General features: G+C 51.4%; 20 protein-coding genes. 6 read left to right on the forward strand and 14 right to left on the reverse strand.

The features are described 5' to 3' along the window. Nucleotides 1-70: 70 nt before the first annotated feature. Both EL143_RS01450 and EL143_RS01455 read right to left on the reverse strand, forming a co-directional pair. Nucleotides 71-1,426: a PFL family protein gene (locus tag EL143_RS01450; RefSeq protein ID WP_009115922.1), complete on the reverse strand. Its 1,356-nt coding sequence runs from the start codon at nt 1,424-1,426 to the stop codon at nt 71-73. Nucleotides 1,427-1,441: 15 nt separating this feature from the next. Next, the gene (locus tag EL143_RS01455; RefSeq protein ID WP_085415372.1) at nt 1,442-1,714 is read right to left on the reverse strand and encodes an ACT domain-containing protein; all 273 of its coding nucleotides are present in this window, start codon (nt 1,712-1,714) and stop codon (nt 1,442-1,444) included. Between the two features lie 373 nt (nt 1,715-2,087). On the opposite strand from EL143_RS01455, the gene EL143_RS01460 reads away from it, so the two are divergent. After that, entirely contained in the window at nt 2,088-2,696 is a 609-nt protein-coding gene (locus tag EL143_RS01460; RefSeq protein ID WP_085415373.1) for an MlaC/ttg2D family ABC transporter substrate-binding protein, read from the forward strand. A gap of 72 nt (nt 2,697-2,768) precedes the next feature. On the opposite strand, the gene EL143_RS01465 is transcribed toward EL143_RS01460, so the two are convergent. The 6 genes from EL143_RS01465 to EL143_RS01490 form a co-directional block, all read right to left on the reverse strand. After that, nucleotides 2,769-2,966, reverse strand: a complete 198-nt coding sequence (locus tag EL143_RS01465; RefSeq protein ID WP_197719607.1) for a zf-HC2 domain-containing protein — start codon at nt 2,964-2,966, stop codon at nt 2,769-2,771. Beyond that, entirely contained in the window at nt 2,966-3,559 is a 594-nt protein-coding gene (locus EL143_RS01470) for a sigma-70 family RNA polymerase sigma factor (protein ID WP_085415374.1), read from the reverse strand. Before EL143_RS01470 ends, EL143_RS01465 begins: the two co-directional genes overlap by 1 nt. Nucleotides 3,560-3,561: 2 nt before the next feature. After that, nucleotides 3,562-4,311: an HvfC family RiPP maturation protein gene (locus tag EL143_RS01475; RefSeq protein WP_085415375.1), complete on the reverse strand. Its 750-nt coding sequence runs from the start codon at nt 4,309-4,311 to the stop codon at nt 3,562-3,564. Then, nucleotides 4,286-5,131, reverse strand: coding sequence for an HvfB family MNIO-type RiPP peptide maturase (locus EL143_RS01480; RefSeq protein WP_085415376.1), 846 nt, complete (start codon nt 5,129-5,131; stop codon nt 4,286-4,288). Before EL143_RS01480 ends, EL143_RS01475 begins: the two co-directional genes overlap by 26 nt. Nucleotides 5,132-5,215: 84 nt before the next feature. After that, nucleotides 5,216-5,509, reverse strand: coding sequence for an HvfA family oxazolone/thioamide-modified RiPP metallophore (locus tag EL143_RS01485; RefSeq protein ID WP_197719608.1), 294 nt, complete (start codon nt 5,507-5,509; stop codon nt 5,216-5,218). 57 nt (nt 5,510-5,566) lie between these two features. Continuing rightward, the gene (locus EL143_RS01490) at nt 5,567-6,046 is read right to left on the reverse strand and encodes an HvfX family Cu-binding RiPP maturation protein (protein WP_085415378.1); all 480 of its coding nucleotides are present in this window, start codon (nt 6,044-6,046) and stop codon (nt 5,567-5,569) included. A 425-nt stretch (nt 6,047-6,471) separates the two neighbouring features. Between EL143_RS01490 and EL143_RS01495 the strand changes: the two genes are divergently transcribed. Together EL143_RS01495 and EL143_RS01500 are read left to right on the forward strand one after the other, a co-directional pair. Further along, nucleotides 6,472-7,818, forward strand: coding sequence for a DUF2868 domain-containing protein (locus EL143_RS01495; protein WP_126326495.1), 1,347 nt, complete (start codon nt 6,472-6,474; stop codon nt 7,816-7,818). 129 nt (nt 7,819-7,947) lie between these two features. Then, nucleotides 7,948-9,282 (forward strand): GTPase/DUF3482 domain-containing protein, encoded by a 1,335-nt coding sequence (locus EL143_RS01500; protein ID WP_085415379.1) that lies wholly within the window; start codon nt 7,948-7,950, stop codon nt 9,280-9,282. A 600-nt stretch (nt 9,283-9,882) separates the two neighbouring features. Here the strand turns inward: EL143_RS01500 and EL143_RS01505 are convergent. Further along, a complete protein-coding gene (locus EL143_RS01505) occupies nt 9,883-10,347 on the reverse strand; it encodes a winged helix-turn-helix transcriptional regulator (protein ID WP_085415380.1) in 465 nt (154 codons plus the stop codon). A 263-nt stretch (nt 10,348-10,610) separates the two neighbouring features. Here EL143_RS01505 and EL143_RS01510 point away from each other — a divergent pair, with 263 nt between their 5' ends. Together EL143_RS01510 and EL143_RS01515 are read left to right on the forward strand one after the other, a co-directional pair. Then, nucleotides 10,611-11,882, forward strand: a complete 1,272-nt coding sequence (locus tag EL143_RS01510) for a D-amino acid dehydrogenase (protein ID WP_085415381.1) — start codon at nt 10,611-10,613, stop codon at nt 11,880-11,882. Nucleotides 11,883-12,119: 237 nt separating this feature from the next. Next, entirely contained in the window at nt 12,120-13,646 is a 1,527-nt protein-coding gene (locus EL143_RS01515) for a helicase HerA-like domain-containing protein (protein ID WP_085415382.1), read from the forward strand. A gap of 142 nt (nt 13,647-13,788) precedes the next feature. Here the strand turns inward: EL143_RS01515 and EL143_RS01520 are convergent, their stop codons facing one another. The 5 genes from EL143_RS01520 to zwf all read right to left on the reverse strand — a co-directional run bounded on the left by EL143_RS01520 (nt 13,789) and on the right by zwf (nt 19,893). Continuing rightward, on the reverse strand, nt 13,789-15,264 hold the full coding sequence (locus EL143_RS01520; RefSeq protein ID WP_085415383.1) for a DUF3360 family protein: 1,476 nt from the start codon (nt 15,262-15,264) through the stop codon (nt 13,789-13,791). 312 nt (nt 15,265-15,576) lie between these two features. Then, nucleotides 15,577-16,437 carry an SIS domain-containing protein gene (locus EL143_RS01525; RefSeq protein WP_085415384.1) on the reverse strand — a complete coding sequence of 287 codons (861 nt, stop codon included), beginning with the start codon at nt 16,435-16,437 and terminating at the stop codon, nt 15,577-15,579. Between the two features lie 194 nt (nt 16,438-16,631). Then, a complete protein-coding gene (locus EL143_RS01530; protein ID WP_085415385.1) occupies nt 16,632-17,654 on the reverse strand; it encodes a glucokinase in 1,023 nt (340 codons plus the stop codon). Further along, on the reverse strand, nt 17,635-18,336 hold the full coding sequence (pgl, locus tag EL143_RS01535; RefSeq protein WP_085415386.1) for a 6-phosphogluconolactonase: 702 nt from the start codon (nt 18,334-18,336) through the stop codon (nt 17,635-17,637). The genes EL143_RS01530 and pgl overlap by 20 nt, the downstream gene beginning before the upstream one ends. Nucleotides 18,337-18,456: 120 nt before the next feature. Then, the gene (gene zwf / locus EL143_RS01540) at nt 18,457-19,893 is read right to left on the reverse strand and encodes a glucose-6-phosphate dehydrogenase (protein WP_085415387.1); all 1,437 of its coding nucleotides are present in this window, start codon (nt 19,891-19,893) and stop codon (nt 18,457-18,459) included. Nucleotides 19,894-20,313: 420 nt separating this feature from the next. Between zwf and edd the strand changes: the two genes are divergently transcribed. Continuing rightward, on the forward strand, nt 20,314-22,143 hold the full coding sequence (gene edd, locus EL143_RS01545) for a phosphogluconate dehydratase (protein ID WP_085415388.1): 1,830 nt from the start codon (nt 20,314-20,316) through the stop codon (nt 22,141-22,143). Nucleotides 22,144-22,174 lie beyond the last annotated feature (31 nt).

A 22,174-nucleotide genomic window follows, 5' to 3' on the forward strand; every position in this document is an offset into this window, starting at 1 on the left:
ATGTTTTCAGACAGGCATCAGCATGTCAAACTTTATTATATGCCTGTCTGAAAATTTCTACCAATAGGGTTTAGTTTTTCAACGATTGCACCGGCGCCGGAATCCGCCCGCCGCGGTTGACAAACACTTCGCAAGAGCCTGATTTCACCGGCATAATCGGCGCATAACCGAGCAGCCCGCCGAATTCCACGCTTTCGCCCACATCTTTGCCCGGCACGGGAATAATGCGTACGGCGGTGGTTTTGCTGTTGATCATACCGATGGCTGCTTCATCGGCGATGATGCCGGAAATGGTGGCCGCACTTGTATGGCCGGGCACGGCAATCATGTCCAAGCCCACCGAACATACCGCAGTCATCGCTTCAAGCTTATCCAGCGTGAGTACGCCGGACTCTGCGGCGGCAATCATGCCTTCGTCTTCCGACACGGGAATAAACGCGCCGCTCAAGCCGCCAACTGCGGAAGAAGCCATCATGCCGCCTTTTTTCACCGCATCGTTGAGCAGCGCCAGCGCAGCGGTGGTGCCGTGAGTGCCGCACACGCTCAAGCCCATGGCTTCGAGAATGCGCGCCACGGAATCGCCCACTGCCGGCGTGGGCGCGAGCGATAAATCGAGAATACCGAAAGGAATGCCCAAACGCCGTGCGGCTTCATGACCGATTAATTCGCCCACGCGGGTGATTTTAAACGCGGTTTTTTTCACGATTTCGGCGATTTCGGTTAAATCTTTGCCTTCACAATCGGCCAACGCAGCCTGCACCACACCGGGGCCGGACACACCCACGTTCAGCATGACATCGCCTTCACCTGCACCGTGAAATGCGCCTGCCATAAAGGGGTTGTCGTCCACAGCATTGCAAAACACCACGATTTTGGCGCAGCCGAAGCCTTCGGGCGTGATCTCGGCCGTGCGCTTGATGGTTTCACCCATCAGCTTCACGGCGTCCATATTGATGCCCGCACGGGTGCTGCCGATATTGACCGAACTGCACACAATATCCGTGGTTTTCATGGCTTCGGGAATCGAACGTATCAACACTTCGCCCGAAGGTGTCAGCCCTTTGGGCGCGAGCGTAGAAAAGCCGCCGATAAAAGATACGCCGATGGCCTTAGCGGCTTTATCCAGTGTTTGTGCCACACTTACATAAGAATCCGCTCCGGTAGCCGCGGCAATTTGGGCAATCGGGGTGACGGAAATGCGCTGGTTAACAATCGGCACGCCGTATTTGGCGGATAGGTATTGCGCGGTAGCAACCAAATCTTTGCCGACGCGGGTGATTTTATTGTAGATATTTTGATTGAGCGTATCGAGGTTGGGGCTGATACAGTCGTGCAGGTCTATGCCGATGGTTAAGGTGCGCACGTCGAAATTCTGGTCGGAAACCATGCGCACGGTTTCTAAAATCTCGCTGGATTGGATACTCATGATTCAGGCGGCCTTTCAGATGCGGTGCATGGCGTTGAACAAATCTTCGTTTTGCATGCGTATGTCAAGCGCGAGCTTTCGGCCTTCTTCGGCAAACAAATCCAGCATTTCCCGGCGTGATTTGGGGCATTGTTCGGTGTCGGCCAAAATAATCATGGTAAAAAAACCACCCATCAGCTGTTGGCTGATGTTAACGATATTAATCCGGTTTTCCGCCAACAATTTGGATACGTCGTACACGATGCCGATGCGGTCTTTGCCGATCACGGTGATTACTGAATGGCTCATAATGATATTCCTGATTAAAATGTTTTCAGACAGGCATCTGATGGTTGCAATGCCTGTCTGAAAACGCATGTGATTTTGGTCATTAGAAATGAATAAGGCAGATTATAACCGAATCGCGGGGCTTGATTGTTAAATTGTTGCACGCCCGAACGGATGTTGTGTGGCCGGTTATGTTATTCAATTAGGTTTACTTTCAGCAAAATATTGAAAACCTTTCGCACCCAGATACCCATCCTGCTATGCTTACAGCCGTTACAGCAAAAAAACTTAACTTTGGTGCCGCATCATTGCTGCGGTTTACCTGCATAAGCATCAAAAAACCGTTTAATTGCGATAAAACGTTTTAAAACAAAAAACCGGAGAGGATTGAATAATGAATAAACTGTTCACCGTGATGTTGGCTGCGCCTGTTATGGCAGCCGCTCCTTTTGTACACGCTGCGCCTGCCGAACATCCGGCGCAAACCCAGTTTAAACAAAATATGGACGCCGTGCTGCAAATCGCACGCGACAAAAGCTTGAACGAAAACCAGAAAATCCAGCGCATTACCGGCTATGCCGACCGCTATTTGGATTATCAGCGTATTTCCGCCCTAGCCGTTGGCATGCCGTGGCGCGAGTTCAGTACCAAGCAGCAAGGCGACTTTATCCAAGCGTTTAAAGATATGGTGGTTTCCATTTATTCGCGCTCTGCTTTAATGGGTGCCGCCGATGCGCAAGTAACCATGCTGCCCAAAATGACGGAAGAGAAAAACAAACGCGTAACCGTGTTCACCGAAATCAAAACCGGCAACGGCAAGAAATACGAAGTGGGCTACCGCCTCTACCCCGTTGGCTCTACCTACAAAATCTACGATATTCAGGTTGACGGCTCCAGCCTTGTAACCGTATACCGCAACCAGTTTAATGAGTTGGTCAAACAAAAAGGCATCGACGGCACCATCGAAACCGTGCGCCAAAAAGGCCTGAAAAAAGTCGAATAAGCCTGCTTCTTAAACGCAAAATCAACAATGCCTGTCTGAAACCGTTTTCAGACAGGCATTGTTTATCAGCCTTTATTTTTTATGTTCTTCCGATAGATGCTTCAGCCACTCTTCCATACTGTCGCTGATTTGCTGCATTTGCCGGCTGTATTTTCGGCAATGGGAGCAATAAGTAAGATGAAGACGCAGGGTAATTTGCTCCTGCACGCTCAGCGGCCTGTCCTGCTGCTCGGAAAGCAGCCGGCATGCCTCTTTGCATTTGATCAACACTATGGTTCTCCTTTGTCGGTTCCGTACCAGTTTTTCTGCAAGCATTGGCGCAGGCCGTTGCGTGCGCGGTGCAGGATGGCGTAACAGTTGTTGGATGTAATGCCGAAATCCCGGCAGATTTCCTCCACTTCCATTCCCATCACTTCCCTAAGGTAAAAAATACGCGCGGTATTTTCCGGCAGGTTGCCGAGACATTTCTCCAATGTTTTGAAAAATTCTTGTTGTTCCAAATGCGCTTCAGTCGGATTAGGCTGCCAGGCTTCGGGGCCTGATTCTTTCTGCCAATGTCCCCCTTCGTCGAAGCAGGCTTGATATTGTGCATCAATCCGCGCGGCTTGGTCGCTGTCATCCAGGCTGACCATTTCTTTTTTGCCGCGGTAGTAATCGATGATTTTATTTTTCAGTATACTCATCACCCAGGTGCCGAGTTCGGCACCCGCCCGGTATTGTTCTTGTTTGTTAATGGCGGCAGAAAGCGCGTCCTGCACCAAATCTTCAGACAGGCTTTCGTCCCGCAGCTGCATTCTGGCGAATTTAAGCATGGCGGGACGCATAGCGGCGATACGGTTACTGAAATCGGTAAATGTTGGCATGGTTATCCGTTTTGCACCCTAATCAAAACACCTTCTCCCTGCCAATGTTTCAGTCTTTCGAGCAATAAAGGCTCGGCATCGCTGTTGCCCGTCAATTCTCGGATACTCTCGGTAAGCGAAACAATGCTGTCGTTTTGCTGCTCGAAATGCTGCAATAAAAACACGTCAATATCATCAATGGCTTGATAACAGGTTTCGTCTTCCAAATTGCGCCAAGTGAGCACATAGGTTTCACCGTCTTCAAAATCCTGCAAACCTGTGCTGATAAAATCAACAGGATATTGCTTAAGGCGTACTCCCTCTGCCAAAGCCAGAATATCGCTGTTTGATTCCGCCTGTTTTCTCTGCCCGCACAATGCAGTTTCCGCATGCAGTAAATCTGTTTCAAACTCCATCATCGCCAATACGTTCTGCGGCAAAAGCCTGTCTGAAACCTGGTTACGGGCAAATGCTAAAAACTGGGCGGGAATATCCTTAAAATAAGGCGATTCCGGCTTACCTTCGCTTAAAAAGCGGTTCTGCAAGTCCTGCCACAGCTCCGCATCGGCAAATGTAATGCTGTCGCTGAAACAGCGTTCCAAAAACGAAGCGATATTGTTGTGTACCAAGCGGCGGTAAACCGCCAAACCGTTTGCATTGAAACCTTGCGGAATTTCCGCTTCGAGGTTACCTACCGCGGTAGCCAGTGTGGCTTGAAAGTCCCCGCCGCTACATTTGCTTACATCATTACGCTGCATCTGCTTGCTTTCCATATATTTTCTGAATGGCGGCAATCCTTGCTACTTCTGCTTCCAGCTCGGCAAAGGGCGGGAAATTGGTGTCGCGCTCAAGCAGACAGGGCGGCTGGTGGGCAAACTTGCTGCATGCGTAATCGAATAATGACCACACATCGCCGCAAATCGCTTCGCCGTGCGTATCGATTAAAATTTCTTCATCTGAATCATGCCCTGCCATATGCAGGTAAACCACTCTACCCAAATCTACCGTATCGATAAATGTTTTGCCGTCGGTTTGACCATGATTCATCGCATTTACATAAATATTGTTAATATCCAAATGGATATCGCAATCCGCTTCTTTTGCCACTGCGTTGAGAAACGCCACCTCGCTCATTTCGTTACCCGGAGCGAGCAAGTAGGAAGATGTGTTTTCAATGGCAATACGCATTTCCAATATATCTTGCGTTTGACGGATTCTTGCTGCGGTATGCCGCACAGTTTCATCATTGAACGTGAGCGGTAAAAGATCATAAAGGTGTCCGAAATGGCTGCAATAGCTCAGATGTTCGGAGAAAAAATCAATCTTGTATTGGCGCATAAAGGCTTTAACTTCCTGCAAAAAGCCTACCTGCAAAGGATCTCGCCCGCCCAGTGAAAGCGAAAGCCCGTGGCAGGCGATCGGGAAGCGTTCCGACAGCGCATCAAGCTGTTTGCGCGCCGCGCCGCCTGTCTTAATCCAGTTTTCCGGAGCCACTTCGATAAATTGAATCGGGCTGTCGGAGGTAGTATTCAGTAGGTCTTCCGCCAGATCGCGCTTAAAGCCCAAACCGGCACCTTGCAAAACCGTAGCCATATGCTTACCTGTTCAAATTAAATTTAAGTTTGGAAAAGAAAGCCGCTGCACGAGCACAGCTTTATGCAGCGGCCGGCAAACAGCTTATTTTTTGCTGCCGCATTTACCTTCGCCACATTTGCCTTCACCGGCTTTGCTGTGGGCTTTAGAAGCACCGCATTTACCTTCGCCACATTTACCTTCGCCGCATTTGCCTTCACCGGCTTTAGCTTTGCTGGTTTTGTGCGAAGCACCGCATTTACCTTGCCCGCAAGCACCTTCTTTAGCTTTTTGCGATTGTTGTTGAGCAGGTTGTACGGTAGTGGTTTTGCTGTCGGCACATGCAGCACCAGCCAAAGTCAATGCACCGGCCAAAGCGATCAAAGAGGTTTTTTTCATTATGTTTACTCCTAAAAAATTGATTTAATAAAGTTAACGAGAGGGTAATAACCGTTTTTACAACGGAAATTTAGAAAATTTTTTCTTCAGCAAGGCATCCAGAGACAATTTGCCTGAACCTTGCAATATAACAGGTAACAAAACTAAACAATAAATTAACGCCATTTTATACCCATTATCTACAACATTGTAACCATTTTCTGCGTGAACCGCATACCAAGCCACAGCGGTAAGCACAAATAATGCCGCAGCAGCATAACGGCCGAACAAACCTAACACGAGCAAAACGGGGGCTACCAGCTCCACGCCCATTGCGGTATACCAGTTGAGATCTGCCGGTAAAGCGCTGAATGGAAAAGGAAAGGCTGTTTGAATGTCTGCAAACCAGTTTTCGCCGTTCCATTTTTCCACACCCGCTTCCCAAAATTCATAAGCGGCAAACAAGCGCAGGGCAAGTAAAGAAATGTCTTTAGTCCAAGTAGAGGAAAAGCTGCTGTTGCAATTTTGATAAGCAGCGGATTGTGCTATCTCTGTCATTTTGGTGAACCTTTCACTGTGTATTTGCTGTACACACGTTTAGACGGCACTCAGTAGCAAATTCTTATATTTTTTTATAAAAATAATTATATCTTAATGATATTTAAAGAAAATTAATTCAAAAATCTTAATAAGGACAAAACTCCTGTCTGAATCGGGCAATCATTCGGCCGTTCCAATATGAAAAATTCATTTCTAAAGCTATGGTTCGGCACTATTGACACCGCCGCAAGCCGAAACATCACTAAAGTGGTACAAGGCTGATTTTGCCGCTTCAGCAGCTGACACAATCGTTCTCCGATGAAACTAAAGTACAATAATGCCGTAGCAAAAGTTAAGTTGATCCTCTACAACGCAGCCATCATCATGCTTTGCTTTATCTCTATGTTAAAATTCCGATTTTCCCAGCATACAAACCCACAATAATGTTCCCTCTTCCCATCCAGCTCACCGAACTCGTGCGCCTTTTGCAAGAGCGCGGTTATATTTTTGCAGCCGATCCGCAGCCGATCACCGAAGTATTGCGCCAAACAGAAGGCAGTGCAGAAGAAAAACTCGTCCGCCGCGCCGAAATGATTGATAGCGACCAAAAACTTCACGACACACTGCTTCGTGTGCGCAACACAGCAGGCTGGGCTTTAACCGCTGCCACCCTAATCTGGCTGCTTATCGGCTTTTCAGGCACTTTCGGGCTGATGCAGCAAAGCGGTTTGAACTTCTTTTTCGTATTGGCCGGCGTATTGGGGCTGCACACATTAATGCTTATTGTATGGCTGGTTTCCCTGTTTCTATTGCGCAAAAACACCGGTTTTTTCATCAACCCTGCTTTATGGATACGCGGCAAAGATCCGGTCAACCAAGCCGTTTTGCGCCTTTACACCGATGCGTTCAATCACCCATCCGCCCGCTGGCGCATCGGTGAAACCACCCACCGCCTGTGGCTGGCCACCTTATTCGGCATGCTTGCCGCCGTGGTGCTGCTCCTGATGGTGCGCCAATACACATTCAATTGGGAAAGCACGCTGTTAAGCGACACCACATCCATCAATCTCGTCAGCCTCTTGGCATGGCTGCCTGCCAAACTCGGTTTTCCCGTGCCCGACGCAGAAGCCGTACTCGGCAGCAGGCTCAACAGCAACACCGAAACCGCCCGCCAATGGGGCGGCCTCTTGATCGGCAGCATCTTATGCTACGGCGTCCTGCCACGTTTCGCCGCATGGCTCACCTGCAAAATCCTGTCGCGCAAACGCATCAACCGCCTGCCGCTCGACAAACCCTATTATCAAAACATCATCCAACAATGGCAAAAACGCGTGGTCGATGCAGACACCCAAAGCGAAACCGTTACCACCGTTGCACCCAAAATCAGCCTGAACGAAGCCCCGAAATGGGCCGTGATGCTGGAAACCGAATGGCCCGAAGCGCATTGGTTCAAACACGTTCTCGGTCAAGAGTGGCTGGACAAAGGTACCGCCGACAGCCGCGACGCCGTAGCCGCGCTGAAAAACGAATTGCAGCAACAGCCCGCCCAACTGCTAATCGGCGTGCGCGCCCACAACGTGCCCGACCGCGGCGTTTTGCGCCAAATCGTGGGCTTGGCCGAAGCAGCACAAGGCGGCGCCGTGATCCAACTGCTCGCCGCCTCTGATGTTTCAGACAGGCTTGATGATTATTTAAGCCAATGGCACAACGCGCTTAACGAACGCAATCTGCCGTGGTTGAATCCGCCGAGAGTCAGCCAGCAGAGCAGGCAAAAACCAATGCCTGTCTGAACATCATTTGAACTCGAATTTCAGTCTCAGCGAACCTCAACATAATAGTGAAAACCGATGATTCGATTTCAGACAGGCATTTAAACAAACACACGACACATCCGCCTTAACTTATATACAAATAATGTCATGATAAAAAACATCCCCCTATCCCTAGCCGTAGTCGGCCACACCAACACCGGAAAAACCTCCCTGCTGCGCACTCTGCTGCGCGACAGCCAGTTCGGCGAAGTCAAAAACGCGCCTGCCACCACGCGCCATGTGGAAGAGGCGGCGATTAACGACGGCAACCGCACGCTGGTTCACTTATATGACACGCCCGGTTTGGAAGATGCGGGCGGCGTGTTGGATTGGCTGGAAACCCACACCTCTTCGCGTGAAGACGGCATCGAGCGGCTGCACAAGTTTCTTGAAAGCCCCGAAGCGGCGGGCGATTTCAATCAGGAAGCCAAAGTGCTGCGCCAGCTCTTGCAGAGCGACATGGCCTTATATGTGGTGGATGCGCGCGAGCCGGTGTTGAACAAATATAAAGACGAGCTTACCGTTTTATCATGGTGCGCCAAGCCCGTGATGCCGGTGTTCAACTTTATCGAAGGGCAGGATTTAAGCGAATGGACCACCATGCTGGCGCGGCGCGGATTGCATGTTTACAGCGGGTTTGACACCGTGGCTTTTGATTTTGAGGGCGAAGTGCGGCTGTGGGACAACCTTGCCACCATGCTGCCCGAGCGCGGCATACTTGACCGCTTAATAGAAATGCGCAGGCGCGAATGGGCGCAGCTCAACATTGATTCCAAACGCGATATCGCCCACTTTCTACTTGATGTGGCGGCTTTCAAACAAGAAATCGACGAAAACGACCCGCCCGAGCCTACGCTGCACAAAATGCAGGCTTCGGTGCGCCAATTGGAGCGCGCGCTTCAGCAACAGCTTTTTCAAAACTACCGTTTCTACCACAATGAAATCGACACCGGAGAATGGGCTTTAAAAGAATTCAGACAAGACCCGTTCGATGCGGAGCAACTTAAAGCCTACGGCATCCGCACCGGCACGGGCGCCGCCACCGGTGCGCTAATCGGCTTGGGCGTGGATATGGTCACACTGGGCGGCTCGCTCGGCTTAGGCACGGCCATCGGCGGCATTTTGGGCGGCGTATTGCCGAATATGCAGGATATTTCCGATAAATTAAGCGGTAAACAAACCCTGTTTATCGACCCGGAAAGCATAACCCTGCTGGCAGCCCGTGCGCTGGATTTATTGGCTGCACTGCAAAAACGCGGCCATGCCGCACAGCACGATATTCAGATGATCAGCGGCAAAACGCCGTGGCAACCTTCCCGCTTGCCGAGCGAACTCTCGAAAGCCAGAAGCCATCCGAAATGGTCTTCGCTCAACACTGGCGAGCCGGAGAGCAGCCGCAGGGAAAGGCTGGAAGCCGTGCCTGCTTTAATCAGGCACTTGTAAGGCTAACGCCGTAATATCTGCTGCCGGGACAGAGAGCAAAATATTGCCATCCCGAACCCGGCAAACCGCAATCACTTTGGCAACAAACAATAAACAATGCCTGTCTGAAAACACATGTTGCAATAGAGAAACATAATCGGATTTATTGCTTATTTGAAACAAAACAACATTGACCAAACAACAACATTGGCGCAAAATAACACTCGTCAGGTTGCCCGATTCGGCAGCTTGGCAGTTTCTCCTCTATTTCTCCTTTGTAGACTTGGCGCACATCTTTTCAGATGTGTGCATTTTTTTATGCGGCGCTTATCCTGACAGTTTAAAATAAAATCGCTTGCCCAGTGATGCTTTTTTGCAAAAAAATTTAAAATCAACCGAAAATTTATCAGATTTTTATTGACGGGCTCAAGGCTCCCACCGCATAATGCAGCCCGTTAGGTGGTTGCAATGACTGCTTAATAGTTTCTCCTCTATTTCTCCTTTGTAGACTTGGCACACATTCTTAAGAATGTGTGCATTTTTTTATCCCGAATCGTGCCGATGAAACAGATGCCTGTCTGAAAGAAAGCTTCAGACAGGCATATTTTTTCAGCCTTTGATTCAGTCAACTTGTAACAAGGTATCTTCTTTCACCTCTTCCATTGCCATATAGCTGCGGCTTTCTCTCGCTGCTGGCAGCTGGAGCAGGATGTTGCCCAGCAAATCGCGATAGGCCGACATATCGGGCAGGCGCACTTTAAGCAGATAATCGTATTCGCCCGAAATCAGATGGCATTCCATAATTTGTGGGATTTTCAGCACTTCGCGGCGGAAGTCTTCAAAAATATTGCCCGACTTGGATTGCAGCTTCAATTCCACAAACACCAGCAGATTCTGCCCCAATGCCTGCGGATTCAGACGGGCATGGTAGCCTTCGATCACACCTTCACGCTCCAGCCGTCGGACGCGCTCGGTAACCGGCGTGGTGGACAGCCCTACTTTCTCCGCCAACTCGGTCATGGGGATGCGGGCGTTTGATTGCAGAATGCGCAGGATTTTGCGGTCGGTTTTGTCTAAATCTTTCATCTGCTTTTCTCTTTCAAAAGGCGGAAATTCTCGTAAAACAGCTTTTTAAAGCGCTTATTATAGTGAAAAAAACTATCGGTTTTTGCATACACTACAATCTTTCACTAAATAAACACATACCGGTGGCATCCTTTAACTAACCGAACAATCTACCGCAAAACAATGCGCAACCACAGGCCTCACAACAATAATAAACAGTTCCGCATCAACTTGTTTTGTACCGGTCGCTTAAGGGTTCCACTATTGTCAAACGAGGAGCAGGAATGAAAGTTATCGTGTTGGGCGCAGGCGTGGCCGGCGTGAGTACGGCTTGGTTTTTGTGTAAGGCGGGGCACGAAGTTACGGTTATCGACCGTGCGGAAGCGGCGGCGATGGAAACCAGTTTTGCCAATGCCGGCCAGCTTTCCTACGGCTACACCACGCCCTGGGCCGCACCCGGCATTCCCCAAAAAGCAGCCAAGTGGCTGATGAAACCCCATTCCCCTCTGATTTTCCGCCCCGACGGCAGCATGTTTCAGCTTAAGTGGTTGAAACAGATGCTGGAAAACTGCGACTCCGGGCATTATAAGTTGAATAAAGAACGTATGGTCCGCGTGTCGGAATACAGCCGAGAAATGTTTGCCCGCGTGATTGCGGAAACCGGTTTGGCTTTTGAAGGCAGAAACAAGGGCACGCTTCAGATATTCCGCCAAGATAAAGAAGTGAAAGCCGCCGAAAAAGACATGGTGGTGTTGGCTGAATACGGCGTGCCTTATAAGCAATTGAGCGCACTCGAATGTTTGGAATACGAGCCTGCATTGGCCGGAGCGGTGGGCAGGCTGGCAGGGGCGCTGCATCTGCCCAACGACAGCACCGGCGATTGCCATTTGTTTACCACGCGCCTGGCCGAATTGTGCCGCGAAAACGGCGTAACATTCCGTTTCAACCGCACGATTGAGCGTTTTGATTACAGCGGCAAGCAGATCCGGGCGGTTTATGCCGCCGGCGAGCGCTTCGGGGCCGATCATTTTGTGTGCGCACTCGGCAGCTTCAGCCGCCCTGCCCTGCTTCAGCTGGGCTTGGACTTGCCTGTTTATCCGGTAAAAGGTTATTCGCTCACCCTGCCGGTTATCAACCCGCAAGAAGCACCGGTTTCGACCGTGTTGGATGAAACGTATAAAGTGGCCATTACCCGCTTTGACGAGCGCATCCGCATCGGCGGCATGGCCGAATTGTCGGGCTATCAGATACGGCTTAGCGAGGCGCGGCGCAAAACTTTGGAAACTGTGGTTAACGACCTGTTCCCCCAAGGCGGCGACATAACGCGCGGCAGGTTTTGGAGCGGCCTGCGCCCGATGACGCCGGACAGCACGCCGATTATCGGCCGCAGCGGCTTCGACAATCTCACCTTAAACACCGGACACGGCACATTGGGCTGGACGATGTCGCTCGGTTCCGGCAAAGTTGCGGCGGATATCGCAAGCGGCGTAAAACCTGAAATCCGCACCGATGATTTGGGTTTGAACCGCTACGGCAAATATAGCCAATCAATTTAAGCAATAAGTACACACGTCATACTCGGGCCTGACCCAAGTATCTTGTGTTTCAGTAAGCCTAAGTATGACGGTGCTGTTATGATGTATGTAAGTAGATTGACTATAAAGCGGCAGCCTGTTTGACCCGCAGTTTGAAATGCCTGTCTGAAAAGTTGCTTGGAAAACTTTTCAGACAGGCATTTGACATTAAGCTAAAATAAGCCTACTTAATCTTTTGTTTTCAAGGATATTGCAAAAATGACCACTCCCCTGACCATTGCCTTTTCCGTAACCGGCCAGCACCCTCTCGACATCATCGGCAAAATGTCCAACCGCCACGGCTTGATTGCCGGCGCAACCGGCACGGGCAAAACCGTTACCTTGCGCAAAATGGCGGAAACCTTCAGCAATCAAGGCGTGCCGGTATTTTTGGCAGACGTGAAAGGCGATTTGTCGGGCTTGTGCCGCGCTGGCGACGGCAGCGGCAAAGTGGGCGAGCGCATGGCCGAATACGGTTTGGATTCATCTTATTTAAGCGCGTTTCCCGTACGTTTTTGGGACGTATACGGCGAAAGCGGCATTCCCGTCCGCGTAACCATCTCCCAAATGGGCCCCATGCTGCTCGCCCGTCTGATGAACCTGAACGACACACAAGAAGGCCTGCTCAATCTCGTGTTTAAAGTCGCCGACGACAACGGCTGGCATTTAATCGACTTAAAAGACTTACGCGGCATTCTGCAACACGTTTCAGACAACGCCAAAGAATACCGCACGCAATACGGCAATGTGTCGGCCGCCAGCGTAGGCGCCATCCAACGCCAACTGCTGGTGCTTGAAAACGAAGGCGCCGAACATTTTTTCGGCGAGCCGGAGCTGAACCTGCAAGACTGGATACAGACCGAGGGCGGCAAAGGCGTTATCAATATTCTCAATTCGGAAAAACTGATGCGCAGCCCGCGCATGTATAGCGCGTTTTTACTGTGGTTTCTGGCAGAATTGTTCCAAACGTTGCCCGAAGTGGGCGATTTGGACAAACCCAAATTTGTAATGTTTTTCGACGAAGCGCATCTGATGTTTGACAATGCCGCGCCTGCTTTGGTGGAGCAAGTCGAGCAAGTGGTGCGCCTGATCCGCTCCAAAGGCGTGGGCGTGTATTTCGTTACCCAAAACCCGCTCGACCTGCCCGACAGCATTCTCGGCCAGCTCGGCAACCGCGTGCAGCATGCTTTGCGCGCCTTTACCCCGCGCGACCAAAAAGCCGTGCGCGCCGCTGCCGACACATTCCGCAGCAACCCGAATTTAAAAGTGGCCGAAGTAATAACCGAATTGGGCGTGGGCGAAGCATTGGTGTCTTTTTTAGATGAGAAAGGCATGCCGAGCATTGTGGAACGTGCCAATGTGATGCCGCCGCAATCCCAGCTCAACCCGATCAGCGCAGACGAACGCAACAGAATGTATCAAACCGATACGCTTTATCCGGCCTATAAAGATGCCATCGACAATTATTCCGCCTATGAAGCATTGCAGGAACTGAACACGCAAAAAGCAGCTGAAGCGCAGGCTCAGGCAACCGCCAAAGAACAGGAAGCTGCTGCCAAAAACCAACCGGCGGAAAAAGACGGCGTAGTCGGCGGCTTCCTCGGCGGCCTCTTCGGCAGCCGCAAAAAAGCCAATCAAGGCATGGCTTACGATTTGGCCGATTCGGTGGGCGACCAGCTCAACAAACAAGTAACCCGCGCCATTTCCCGCAGCATCATGGGCGTGATCAAAAATATGATGAAATAAGCGCCTCTTAAACCCAATGCCTGTCTGAAAAAGTGTTCAGACAGGCATTCTTTTCACAGCCGAACCATAAAACCAATGCACCCGAAATCACATTCCGGCGCATTAAACATACCGCAAATCAACTTTTGCAGTTGACTTGATGCTATTTGGAGCGGAAGTCTTCCAAGAAAGCCGGAATACCGGGGAACATCCCCACAGCACCCATAGCCACACACAAAATCACAAAACCGGCCAGCGGCACCACCACCCTGCCGGAAAAGCCCAGTTCAGTGCTGCGCTCTTTACAGCCGATCAAGCCCAAATTATCCAGCAGCATCGTCAAAGACCAACCGAACACAGGGTTAACCAAAGCAGAAGCAAACACCACAACCGCAGCAGATTGCGTGGTTTTCCCTTTGCGGGTCATTTCCATGCCCGCTTCCAAGAGCGGCACATACACGCCCACCACCAAAGCCACGCTTAACACAGGCTGCCAAATCGCCAAGTCCATCGGATAGCCCCAAATGCCGGCAACGATACAAAACAAAGCAGTCAGCACGGCACCTGCGGGAATCGGGCGTTTGGCGATCGACGCCGGTACGATATAAGTGCCCCACGAAGAAGAAAAGTTCGCGCCGCCCAAGATAGAGCCGACGGTTTGTCTGGCAGAACAGCTGATCATGGTGTCGTCGATGTTCATATGCACTTTTTCCGTGCGCTCGGGATAACTGATTTTTTGGAAAACTTGATGACCGAGAAAGTCGGGCGACCACATCGCCACCGCCAACACGGCAAAAGGGAACACCACCAAGAAGCTTTCCATAGTCGGCAAACCGAGCATCCAGCCGCTGTTTTCGTCCCACCAGTAAGCAGGACTCATCGGCGGCAGGCCGGGGGCGGTTTTAAACTCAAACGGCGCCCCCAACACATAAGCGGTAACACCCGCCAGCAAACAGCCTAAAGGCACGGCCAGCCAGCGTTTCTGCCAGTGCTCAAGCAAGGCGTATAACAATATCGTACCCAATATCACAATAAATGCGATATGCGGCATATTGAAACCTTCCGCCCAAGTAAACAGTTTTTTCACCTGCCCCGTGGTGCCGATAAAGCCGAGATAGAGCAGCAGCCCTCCGCACACACCGTTACTGGTCAGCTTCGCCATCAGGCTGCCGCCTTTGGATATGCCGAGCAAAAACCCGAACAGGCCGATCAGTAAACCGAATGCCAAAGGATGGCCGCCGGCTGCCACCACCAAAGGAATCAGCGGAATCAACGGGCCGTGGGTTCCCGGCAGGTTGGCCGACGGCAGGAAGAAACCCGACAATAAAAGGATAAAAACAGATGCGATGAGCAGCTCATAACGCACATTTTCCAACACGAAACCTTCCGGCAAGCCCAACGGCCCGGCAAAAGCCGCCGCCACCGCCCCCACCATCACCACTTTACCGATGGTGCCGGCCATGGCGGGAATCATGTCTTCAAATTCAAAACGGTAATCACGAAACGGCAGGTTGGCACGCCAACGCTTGGGTTGCATGATTTGCAGCTCGTGTTCCAAATATTCGTTTCGGGTTGGAAAGTCCGAACTCGGCTTATGCAGCTCCGCATAAGGCTTTTCTGGCGAGTGACTCACAATCATCTCCTTGTTGTTTTATCAAATTAACTTTTTTATCAAATTTATTAGTGGGCGGATATTAGCATAAGGTTTCAAAATTCGGTCAAACAAATTAATCTGCATAGAAAAGCAACACGCCGCAGACAGTACGGGTAGTACGGCAAGGCGCAGCAACGCCGTAGTAAAAGTTAAGCTGATTGACTATGGCCAACAACATAAAACGGGGTCCGACTGCCCAATAAAAAACGGAAATTACCGGAGCCGCTGAAGCCGGCCCGAAGTAATTTCCGAAGTGTTGAGTAATCTGTTTACACTTGGGTAAAATGCGTTAACCCGTTATTTTTTATTGTCTTGCGGCCCATATTCCACGCGCTTGCCGTAAATACTGCGTTTGCCTTTTTGCAGCTGCAGGCTGGCGGTTTCACCCAAGCGCAATGCCAAACCGATTGCCAAAATATCCACCACCACAAGTTGCAGCAGGCGGGACACCATAGGTGTGTATTGCTCGCTGTTTTCCGAAGAAGCCACGTTCAACACGCAATCGGCCAAATGTGCCAAAGCAGAATCCGCCCGAGTAATGGCAATTACGGCGGCGCCGTTTTCTTTGGCGATACTCACGGCATCCAACACTTCAATCGACGAGCCCGAATTGGAAATGACCACCAACACATCTTGATCGCTCAACACCGACGCGGCCATCAATTGGATATGCGGGTCGGAATAAGCCACGGTCGACATGCCGAAACGGAAAAACTTATGCTGCGCATCCTGGGCGACGATGCCCGAATTCCCGACACCGTAAAATTCGATGCGGCGTGCATGGGTAAGCATGGCAATGGCATTTTCCAACTCGGTTTCGCTTAAGTAGCGGCGCGCGCCGAGAATGGAAGCGGCGGTATTGCCGAGCACTTTTTCCGTTACATCGCCCATATCGTCGTCGCTGTTGAGCTCGGCGTGTACATAAGGCATGCCTTCATGGCCGATGCTGGCCGACAAAGCCAGCTTGAATTCAGGCAGGCCTTTATAGCCGAGGCTGCGGCAGAAACGGATAACCGTAGGCTGGCTCACGGATGCGCGTTCGGCGATTTCCGCCACCGCCGCATGGACAAACCATTTCGGTTCCGCCAGCGCACACTCGGCCACTTTCCGCTCGGCACCAGATAATTCGCTTAAGAATTCACTGATTTTACTCAACATTTTATCGTTCCTTATGTGGATTTTTTCTTGATTCAGGAAGCGCGTAAACTCTGTTTCAGACAGGCATGGTTAATATTATGCTCCGGCTGTCGGCCCAGACCGTGATGCCTGTCTGAAAAAATGCCGCATGCCGTGTTAGTTGGCGTGATCTTGTTCAGCTTTCCGCAAATCCTGTTTGCAGAAACCGCATACGTTCAACAGATGCCTTTGGCTGACAATTCATTTTCCAAAGCCACTGCTGCGCCGGAAATGCCCGGATAATCGGCCAGCACGATATACACCGGAATAGCCGCCAAGTAAGCGTCGAAGCGGCCTTTGCTCTCAAAGCGGTTGCGGAACGGCGAGTTTTTAAAGTAGTCGATAAAGCGCGGAATGATGCCGCCGCACAAATAAACACCGCCGCGCGCGCCCAAAGTGAGCGCGAGATTCGACGAAACGGTACCCAGCATGGCGCAGAAAATATCCAATGTTAAGCGGCATAAGGGGGAAGTGCCGCTCAAAGCCCGTTCGCTGATTCCTGAAGGTGTCAGCTTTTGCGGCTTCAGCCCTTCGCGCGCCGATAACGATTCATAAATCAGCATCAGTCCTGCGCCGCTCAAAAAACGCTCTGCAGAAACGTGGCCGAATTTTTTCTTTGCATACTGCCAAATCAGCATTTCCGCGTCGTCAAAAGGAGCAAAGCTCACATGCCCCCCTTCGCCTGCCAACGCGGTGTAAGTATTATTGCCGTTGGGAATCAAACCGCTCACGCCCAAACCCGTGCCCGGGCCGAGCACGGCTTTCGGGGCGTTTGGAATCGGGGAGGAACCGCCTATCTGCACCAGTTTTTCAGAATCCATTTTGGTAATCGCCAAAGCCTGTGCGGTAAAATCATTCAAAAACAATAAGGTTTCCAAGTGCAGGGCTTGACGCGTGGTTTCAATGGAAAACGCCCAATGGTGGTTGGTCATCTGCACCCAGTCGCCGACGATAGGATTGGCTATGGCTATGGCGGCATGTTTGACGGTCGGATTATCGACGCGGCTCAGATATTCTTTAATCGCATCCACAACCGTGTCGTAATCGTTGCACGGTAACACTTCCACTTTTTCGATTTTCTGCGGCGCGGTTTCAAGTGCGAAGCGGGCGTTGGTGCCGCCGATATCGGCCACTAAACGCGGCCATAAAACGGTTTCGGTTTGCGGGGGCGTTTGGGCTTTAGTGTGTGTAGTGGACATGGCAGACAACCTTTTCTGAATTGAGGACAAAACTTACCGGCAATGCTTTATCGGCGGCTTTTACAGCTTCATCAAACACAGCTTTCTTTTCCGCGCCGGCTATCGCCAGAAACACGGCCGCTGCGTTTTCAATCGCAGGCAAAGTCATGGAAATGCGCTCATGCGGCGCCGTTACCGGCGTGGTGTGCAGCAGCGGAACGCTGTTGGCTGCATCCAGCCCTTTATCCAGTTGCGGCGCTTGCGGAAACAGCGATGCGGTATGCCCGTCGCCGCCCATGCCCAGCACCAGCACGTCCGGCTGCTCAAAGTGCCGCAAAGCAAATGCGACCGCTTTTTCACTGTCGGCCAAAGCAGCCTCATCGGCACCATCCTCAATCACCGGAATCCAGGCAGCTTGTTCGGCTTGGTTTCGCAGCAGATATCGGCGCACCAAGCCTGTGTTGCTGTCAGCATGGTCGGTGGGCACGATGCGCTCGTCCACCAAGGTAATGCCGACCTTATCCCAATCCAAATTAATCTGCGACAAAGCTTCGAAAAAAGCGATCGGCGATTTGCCGCCCGACACGGCCAAAACAGCCCTGCCTTTCTGCGAAACCACATCCTTTAATGCAGCGGCCACCGCCTCTGCCAAAGCCCGTGCAGCTTCGGCAGCATCGGTGTGCTTATAGAGTTGATAAGTCATTTTTGTATTCTCTCGTTTTCATTGCTTTCCTCTTTACGAGGTATTTTGTGTTTTCAGACAGGCATTGCCCCAAGATGGAAATGCCTGTCTGAAAAATAGTGTTGCTTTAAAAGCTGAATATTATTGGTCTTCCAACCAAGCGTTATTGTCTTTTGCCAATAAATCACGCGCCGCCTGCGGCCCCCAGCTGCCTGCGGGATATTGGTGAGGCGGCACCTTGCTTTGCGCCCAATGTTCCATAATCGGCATAACCCATTCCCATGCGGCTTCCAGCTCGTCACGGCGGTTAAAGCGGCTCAAACGGCCGTCAATCACTTCACGCAGCAGCAGCTCATACGCTTCCGCCCGGCGGCCTTCGACCGCATGCGCCAAATCAATCACCATTTCCACCGGCATGGCGTTCATGCTGCTGCCCGGCTCTTTGATAAACACACAAGTGCTCACCGTTTCACGCGGCTGCATGTTCACAATCAAACGGTTGGGGGTATTGGGGAACAAATCATCCAGATCTTCGCGGAAATTCAACACGATTTCTGCCGTTTTGGCTGCCAGGCGTTTGCCCGTGCGCAGATAAAACGGCACGCCGTGCCAGCGTTCGTTGTCAATTTCGGCTTTGATGGCCACATAAGTTTCCGTGTGGCTGCCGGCCGGTACGTTATGCTCTTCAAGATAGCCGGCATGTCCTTCGGCTGTCGTGTATTGCGCCCGTATCACATGGGTATCCATATCCTCAGGGGATAAAGGTTTGAGCGCTTTTAATACTTTCATCTTCGCATCGCGCATATCATCGCCGGCCAAAGACTTGGGCCGCTCCATCGCCACAAAGCAAAGCATTTGCAGCATATGGTTTTGCACCATATCGCGCAACGCGCCGGTTGCATCGTAAAACTCGGCACGCTCTTCCACGCCCAGCTGCTCGGCAATGGTAATCTGCACGCTTTTAATAAAGTCTTTATTCCAAACCGGCTCGAAAAACACATTGGCAAAACGCAGCGGAATCAGATTTTGCAGGCTTTCCTTGCCCAAATAATGGTCGATACGGTAAATCTGGGATTCTTCGAAATGCTCGGCAACATCGGCATTGATTTTCTGCGACGACGCCAAATCCGTGCCCAACGGTTTTTCCAAAACGATGCGTACATTCTTGCCATTCAAGCCTACTGCGGCAAGATTTGCACAGGTTTGTGCGAAAAAGGTCGGCGCGGTGGAAAGATAAACAATCACGTTTTCGGTGTTTTTGCGTGCCTGCACCAGTTCGGCCAGCTTGTTGAAATCTTCCGGATGCGTTACATCTACTGCAAGATATTGAATACGCTTGAGAAACGAATCCCACATTTCTTGGGAGAAATTGCTTTTGATATGGATTTTGGCATCATGCTCCACTTGCTGTAAAAACCCGGCCGTATCCAATTTGCTTCTGCTCACACCCAGAATACGCCCTTCAGGATGCAGTAAACCCGCCGCATGTGCCTGATACAGATTGGGTAAAAGTTTGCGCATCGCCAAATCGCCGGTTGCACCAAACAGCACCAAATCAAAATTTGTTTGTTTATTCATTACAATTTTGTTCCTTACAACATCACGAGAATACGGCTGATCAAACCTGCCGTATTCTTTTCGATGCTATTTTGTATCGAAAAGCCGTTTCAAAACATCTCTCCCGGAAATTACTCACCTTTGATTTATAAGAATAATTTACTGAGTGATATTTTTAAAATACCATCTCATACTGCGTAGCAATACTACACGCGGTTACATTTTTTGTCTATCGTTTCCTGCATGTAAAAATTTGACCTAAGTAAATACTTTCTCAACCTAAAATGCTATCATGTTGGAAAATTACAATAAAACACTGAGCTCGAAACACTTTGATTCTGTAACTCGGCTACAACCCATATATTTCAATATCATAGCCAAACAACACAGCAAACATAACCCGCCCGCCATCTCAAATACCACACACCCGCAAGGTGCCATATGAACACTGTAAACCCTGCCTTAAAAGCGATTACCGAGCGCATTATCGAGCGCAGCCGTCCTAGCCGGGAAGCCTATCTGAAACGCATCCGCGCCCTCAAACAGCAAGGCCGCGTCGAGCGCGACCAACTGGGCTGCTCCAATCTGGCGCACGGCTACGCTGCGATGCCCAAAACCATCAAAATCGAAATGTTGCGCCCCAACGTGCCCAATTTGGGCATGATTACCGCCTATAACGATATGGTATCGGCGCATCAGCCTTTCGCAGAGTTTCCGGCTTGGGTGAAAGACGAAGCCTTCAAACACGGCGCCACCGCCCAAGTGGCCGGCGGCACCCCCGCCATGTGCGACGGCATCACGCAGGGTTACGAAGGCATGGAGCTTTCTTTATTTTCCCGCGACGTGATTGCCATGAGCACAGCTATAGGCCTGTCGCACCAAATGTTTGACGGCGCGCTTTACTTCGGCGTGTGCGACAAAATCGTGCCCGGCTTGATGATAGGCGCACTGAGCTGCGGCCACCTGCCCGGCATTTTCGTGCCTGCCGGGCCGATGACCAGCGGCATAGCCAATAAAGAAAAAGCCCGCACCCGCCAGCAGTTTGCCGAGGGCAAAGTCGGACGGGACGCTTTGTTGGCGAGCGAAATGGGCTCTTACCACAGCCCCGGCACCTGCACATTTTACGGCACCGCCAATTCAAACCAAATGATGATGGAAATGATGGGCGTGCACCTGCCTGCCGCTGCCTTTTTCAACCCCTACACCCCCATGCGCGAAGCCTTAACACGCTATGCGGCGGCGCATATGGCTCAAAGCATTAAAAACCAAACCATCAAGCCGCTTGGTGAAATGCTGTCTGAAAAATCGTTTGTAAACGCTTTGATCGGCCTGATGGCAACCGGCGGCTCGACCAACCACACCATGCATTTGGTTGCCATGGCGCGTGCGGCCGGCATTATTTTGAACTGGGACGATTTCGACGAAATCTCTTCCATTATCCCGCTGCTCATCCGCGTTTACCCCAACGGCCAAGCCGACATCAACCATTTCGCTGCCGCCGGCGGCCTGCCCTTTGTGATTCGCGAACTGCGCGATGCCGGCCTGCTGCATGATGATGTCGACACGGTAATGGGCCGCGGCATGGAAGCCTACACCAAAGAGCCTTTCCTAATCGACGGCCGGCTCGAATGGCGCAGCGCCGTTGCCGAAAGCCGCGACGAAGAAATTCTGCGCCCATGTGCCCGCCCGTTCTCCCCCGACGGCGGCCTGCGCTTGATGAAAGGCAACATCGGCCGCGGCGTCATCAAAGTTTCTGCAGTAAGGGAACATTGCCGCATCATCGAAGCGCCCGCCATCGTGTTCGACGACCAACGCGAAGTATTGGCCGCCTTCGAGCGCGGCGAACTGGAGCGCGATTTTGTGTGTGTGGTGCGCTTTCAAGGCCCACGCGCCAACGGTATGCCCGAGCTGCACAAACTCACGCCGCCCTTAGGCATTCTGCAAGACCGCGGCTTTAAAGTGGCGCTCGTTACCGACGGCCGTATGTCCGGCGCATCGGGTAAAGTACCCGCCGCCATCCACATGTCGCCCGAGGCTCTGCTCGGAGGCGGCATCGGCAAAATCCGCACCGGCGACCTTATCCGTTTCAACTCAATCACAGGCGAGCTTTCCGCGCTGGTTGACGAAGCCGAATGGAACGCCCGCGAAACGCCCGAGCCGGATTTGAGCCGCAACGCCCGCGGCATAGGCCGCGAATTATTTGCCGGCTTCCGCAGCATTGCCGGCAGCGCGGAAAAAGGCGCCATGAGCTTCGGCGGAGAATTTGCCTGACTGTTTTTTTCAGACAGGCATCTTCACCCGA

It is taken from the genome of Neisseria canis, from assembly GCF_900636765.1.
Taxonomy (GTDB): domain Bacteria; phylum Pseudomonadota; class Gammaproteobacteria; order Burkholderiales; family Neisseriaceae; genus Neisseria; species Neisseria canis.

Bases quoted from the DNA above. Each gene is read 5' to 3' on its own strand.
- EL143_RS01450 (WP_009115922.1), bottom strand. From the start codon at position 1,426: ATGAGTATCCAATCCAGCGAGATTTTAGAAACCGTGCGCATGGTTTCC.
- EL143_RS01455 (WP_085415372.1), bottom strand. From the start codon at position 1,714: ATGAGCCATTCAGTAATCACCGTGATCGGCAAAGACCGCATCGGCATC.
- EL143_RS01460 (WP_085415373.1), top strand. From the start codon at position 2,088: ATGAATAAACTGTTCACCGTGATGTTGGCTGCGCCTGTTATGGCAGCC.
- EL143_RS01470 (WP_085415374.1), bottom strand. From the start codon at position 3,559: ATGCCAACATTTACCGATTTCAGTAACCGTATCGCCGCTATGCGTCCC.
- EL143_RS01475 (WP_085415375.1), bottom strand. From the start codon at position 4,311: ATGGAAAGCAAGCAGATGCAGCGTAATGATGTAAGCAAATGTAGCGGC.
- EL143_RS01480 (WP_085415376.1), bottom strand. From the start codon at position 5,131: ATGGCTACGGTTTTGCAAGGTGCCGGTTTGGGCTTTAAGCGCGATCTG.
- EL143_RS01485 (WP_197719608.1), bottom strand. From the start codon at position 5,509: ATGAAAAAAACCTCTTTGATCGCTTTGGCCGGTGCATTGACTTTGGCT.
- EL143_RS01490 (WP_085415378.1), bottom strand. From the start codon at position 6,046: ATGACAGAGATAGCACAATCCGCTGCTTATCAAAATTGCAACAGCAGC.
- EL143_RS01495 (WP_126326495.1), top strand. From the start codon at position 6,472: ATGTTCCCTCTTCCCATCCAGCTCACCGAACTCGTGCGCCTTTTGCAA.
- EL143_RS01500 (WP_085415379.1), top strand. From the start codon at position 7,948: ATGATAAAAAACATCCCCCTATCCCTAGCCGTAGTCGGCCACACCAAC.
- EL143_RS01505 (WP_085415380.1), bottom strand. From the start codon at position 10,347: ATGAAAGATTTAGACAAAACCGACCGCAAAATCCTGCGCATTCTGCAA.
- EL143_RS01510 (WP_085415381.1), top strand. From the start codon at position 10,611: ATGAAAGTTATCGTGTTGGGCGCAGGCGTGGCCGGCGTGAGTACGGCT.
- EL143_RS01515 (WP_085415382.1), top strand. From the start codon at position 12,120: ATGACCACTCCCCTGACCATTGCCTTTTCCGTAACCGGCCAGCACCCT.
- EL143_RS01520 (WP_085415383.1), bottom strand. From the start codon at position 15,264: ATGATTGTGAGTCACTCGCCAGAAAAGCCTTATGCGGAGCTGCATAAG.
- EL143_RS01525 (WP_085415384.1), bottom strand. From the start codon at position 16,437: ATGTTGAGTAAAATCAGTGAATTCTTAAGCGAATTATCTGGTGCCGAG.
- EL143_RS01530 (WP_085415385.1), bottom strand. From the start codon at position 17,654: ATGTCCACTACACACACTAAAGCCCAAACGCCCCCGCAAACCGAAACC.
- pgl (WP_085415386.1), bottom strand. From the start codon at position 18,336: ATGACTTATCAACTCTATAAGCACACCGATGCTGCCGAAGCTGCACGG.
- zwf (WP_085415387.1), bottom strand. From the start codon at position 19,893: ATGAATAAACAAACAAATTTTGATTTGGTGCTGTTTGGTGCAACCGGC.
- edd (WP_085415388.1), top strand. From the start codon at position 20,314: ATGAACACTGTAAACCCTGCCTTAAAAGCGATTACCGAGCGCATTATC.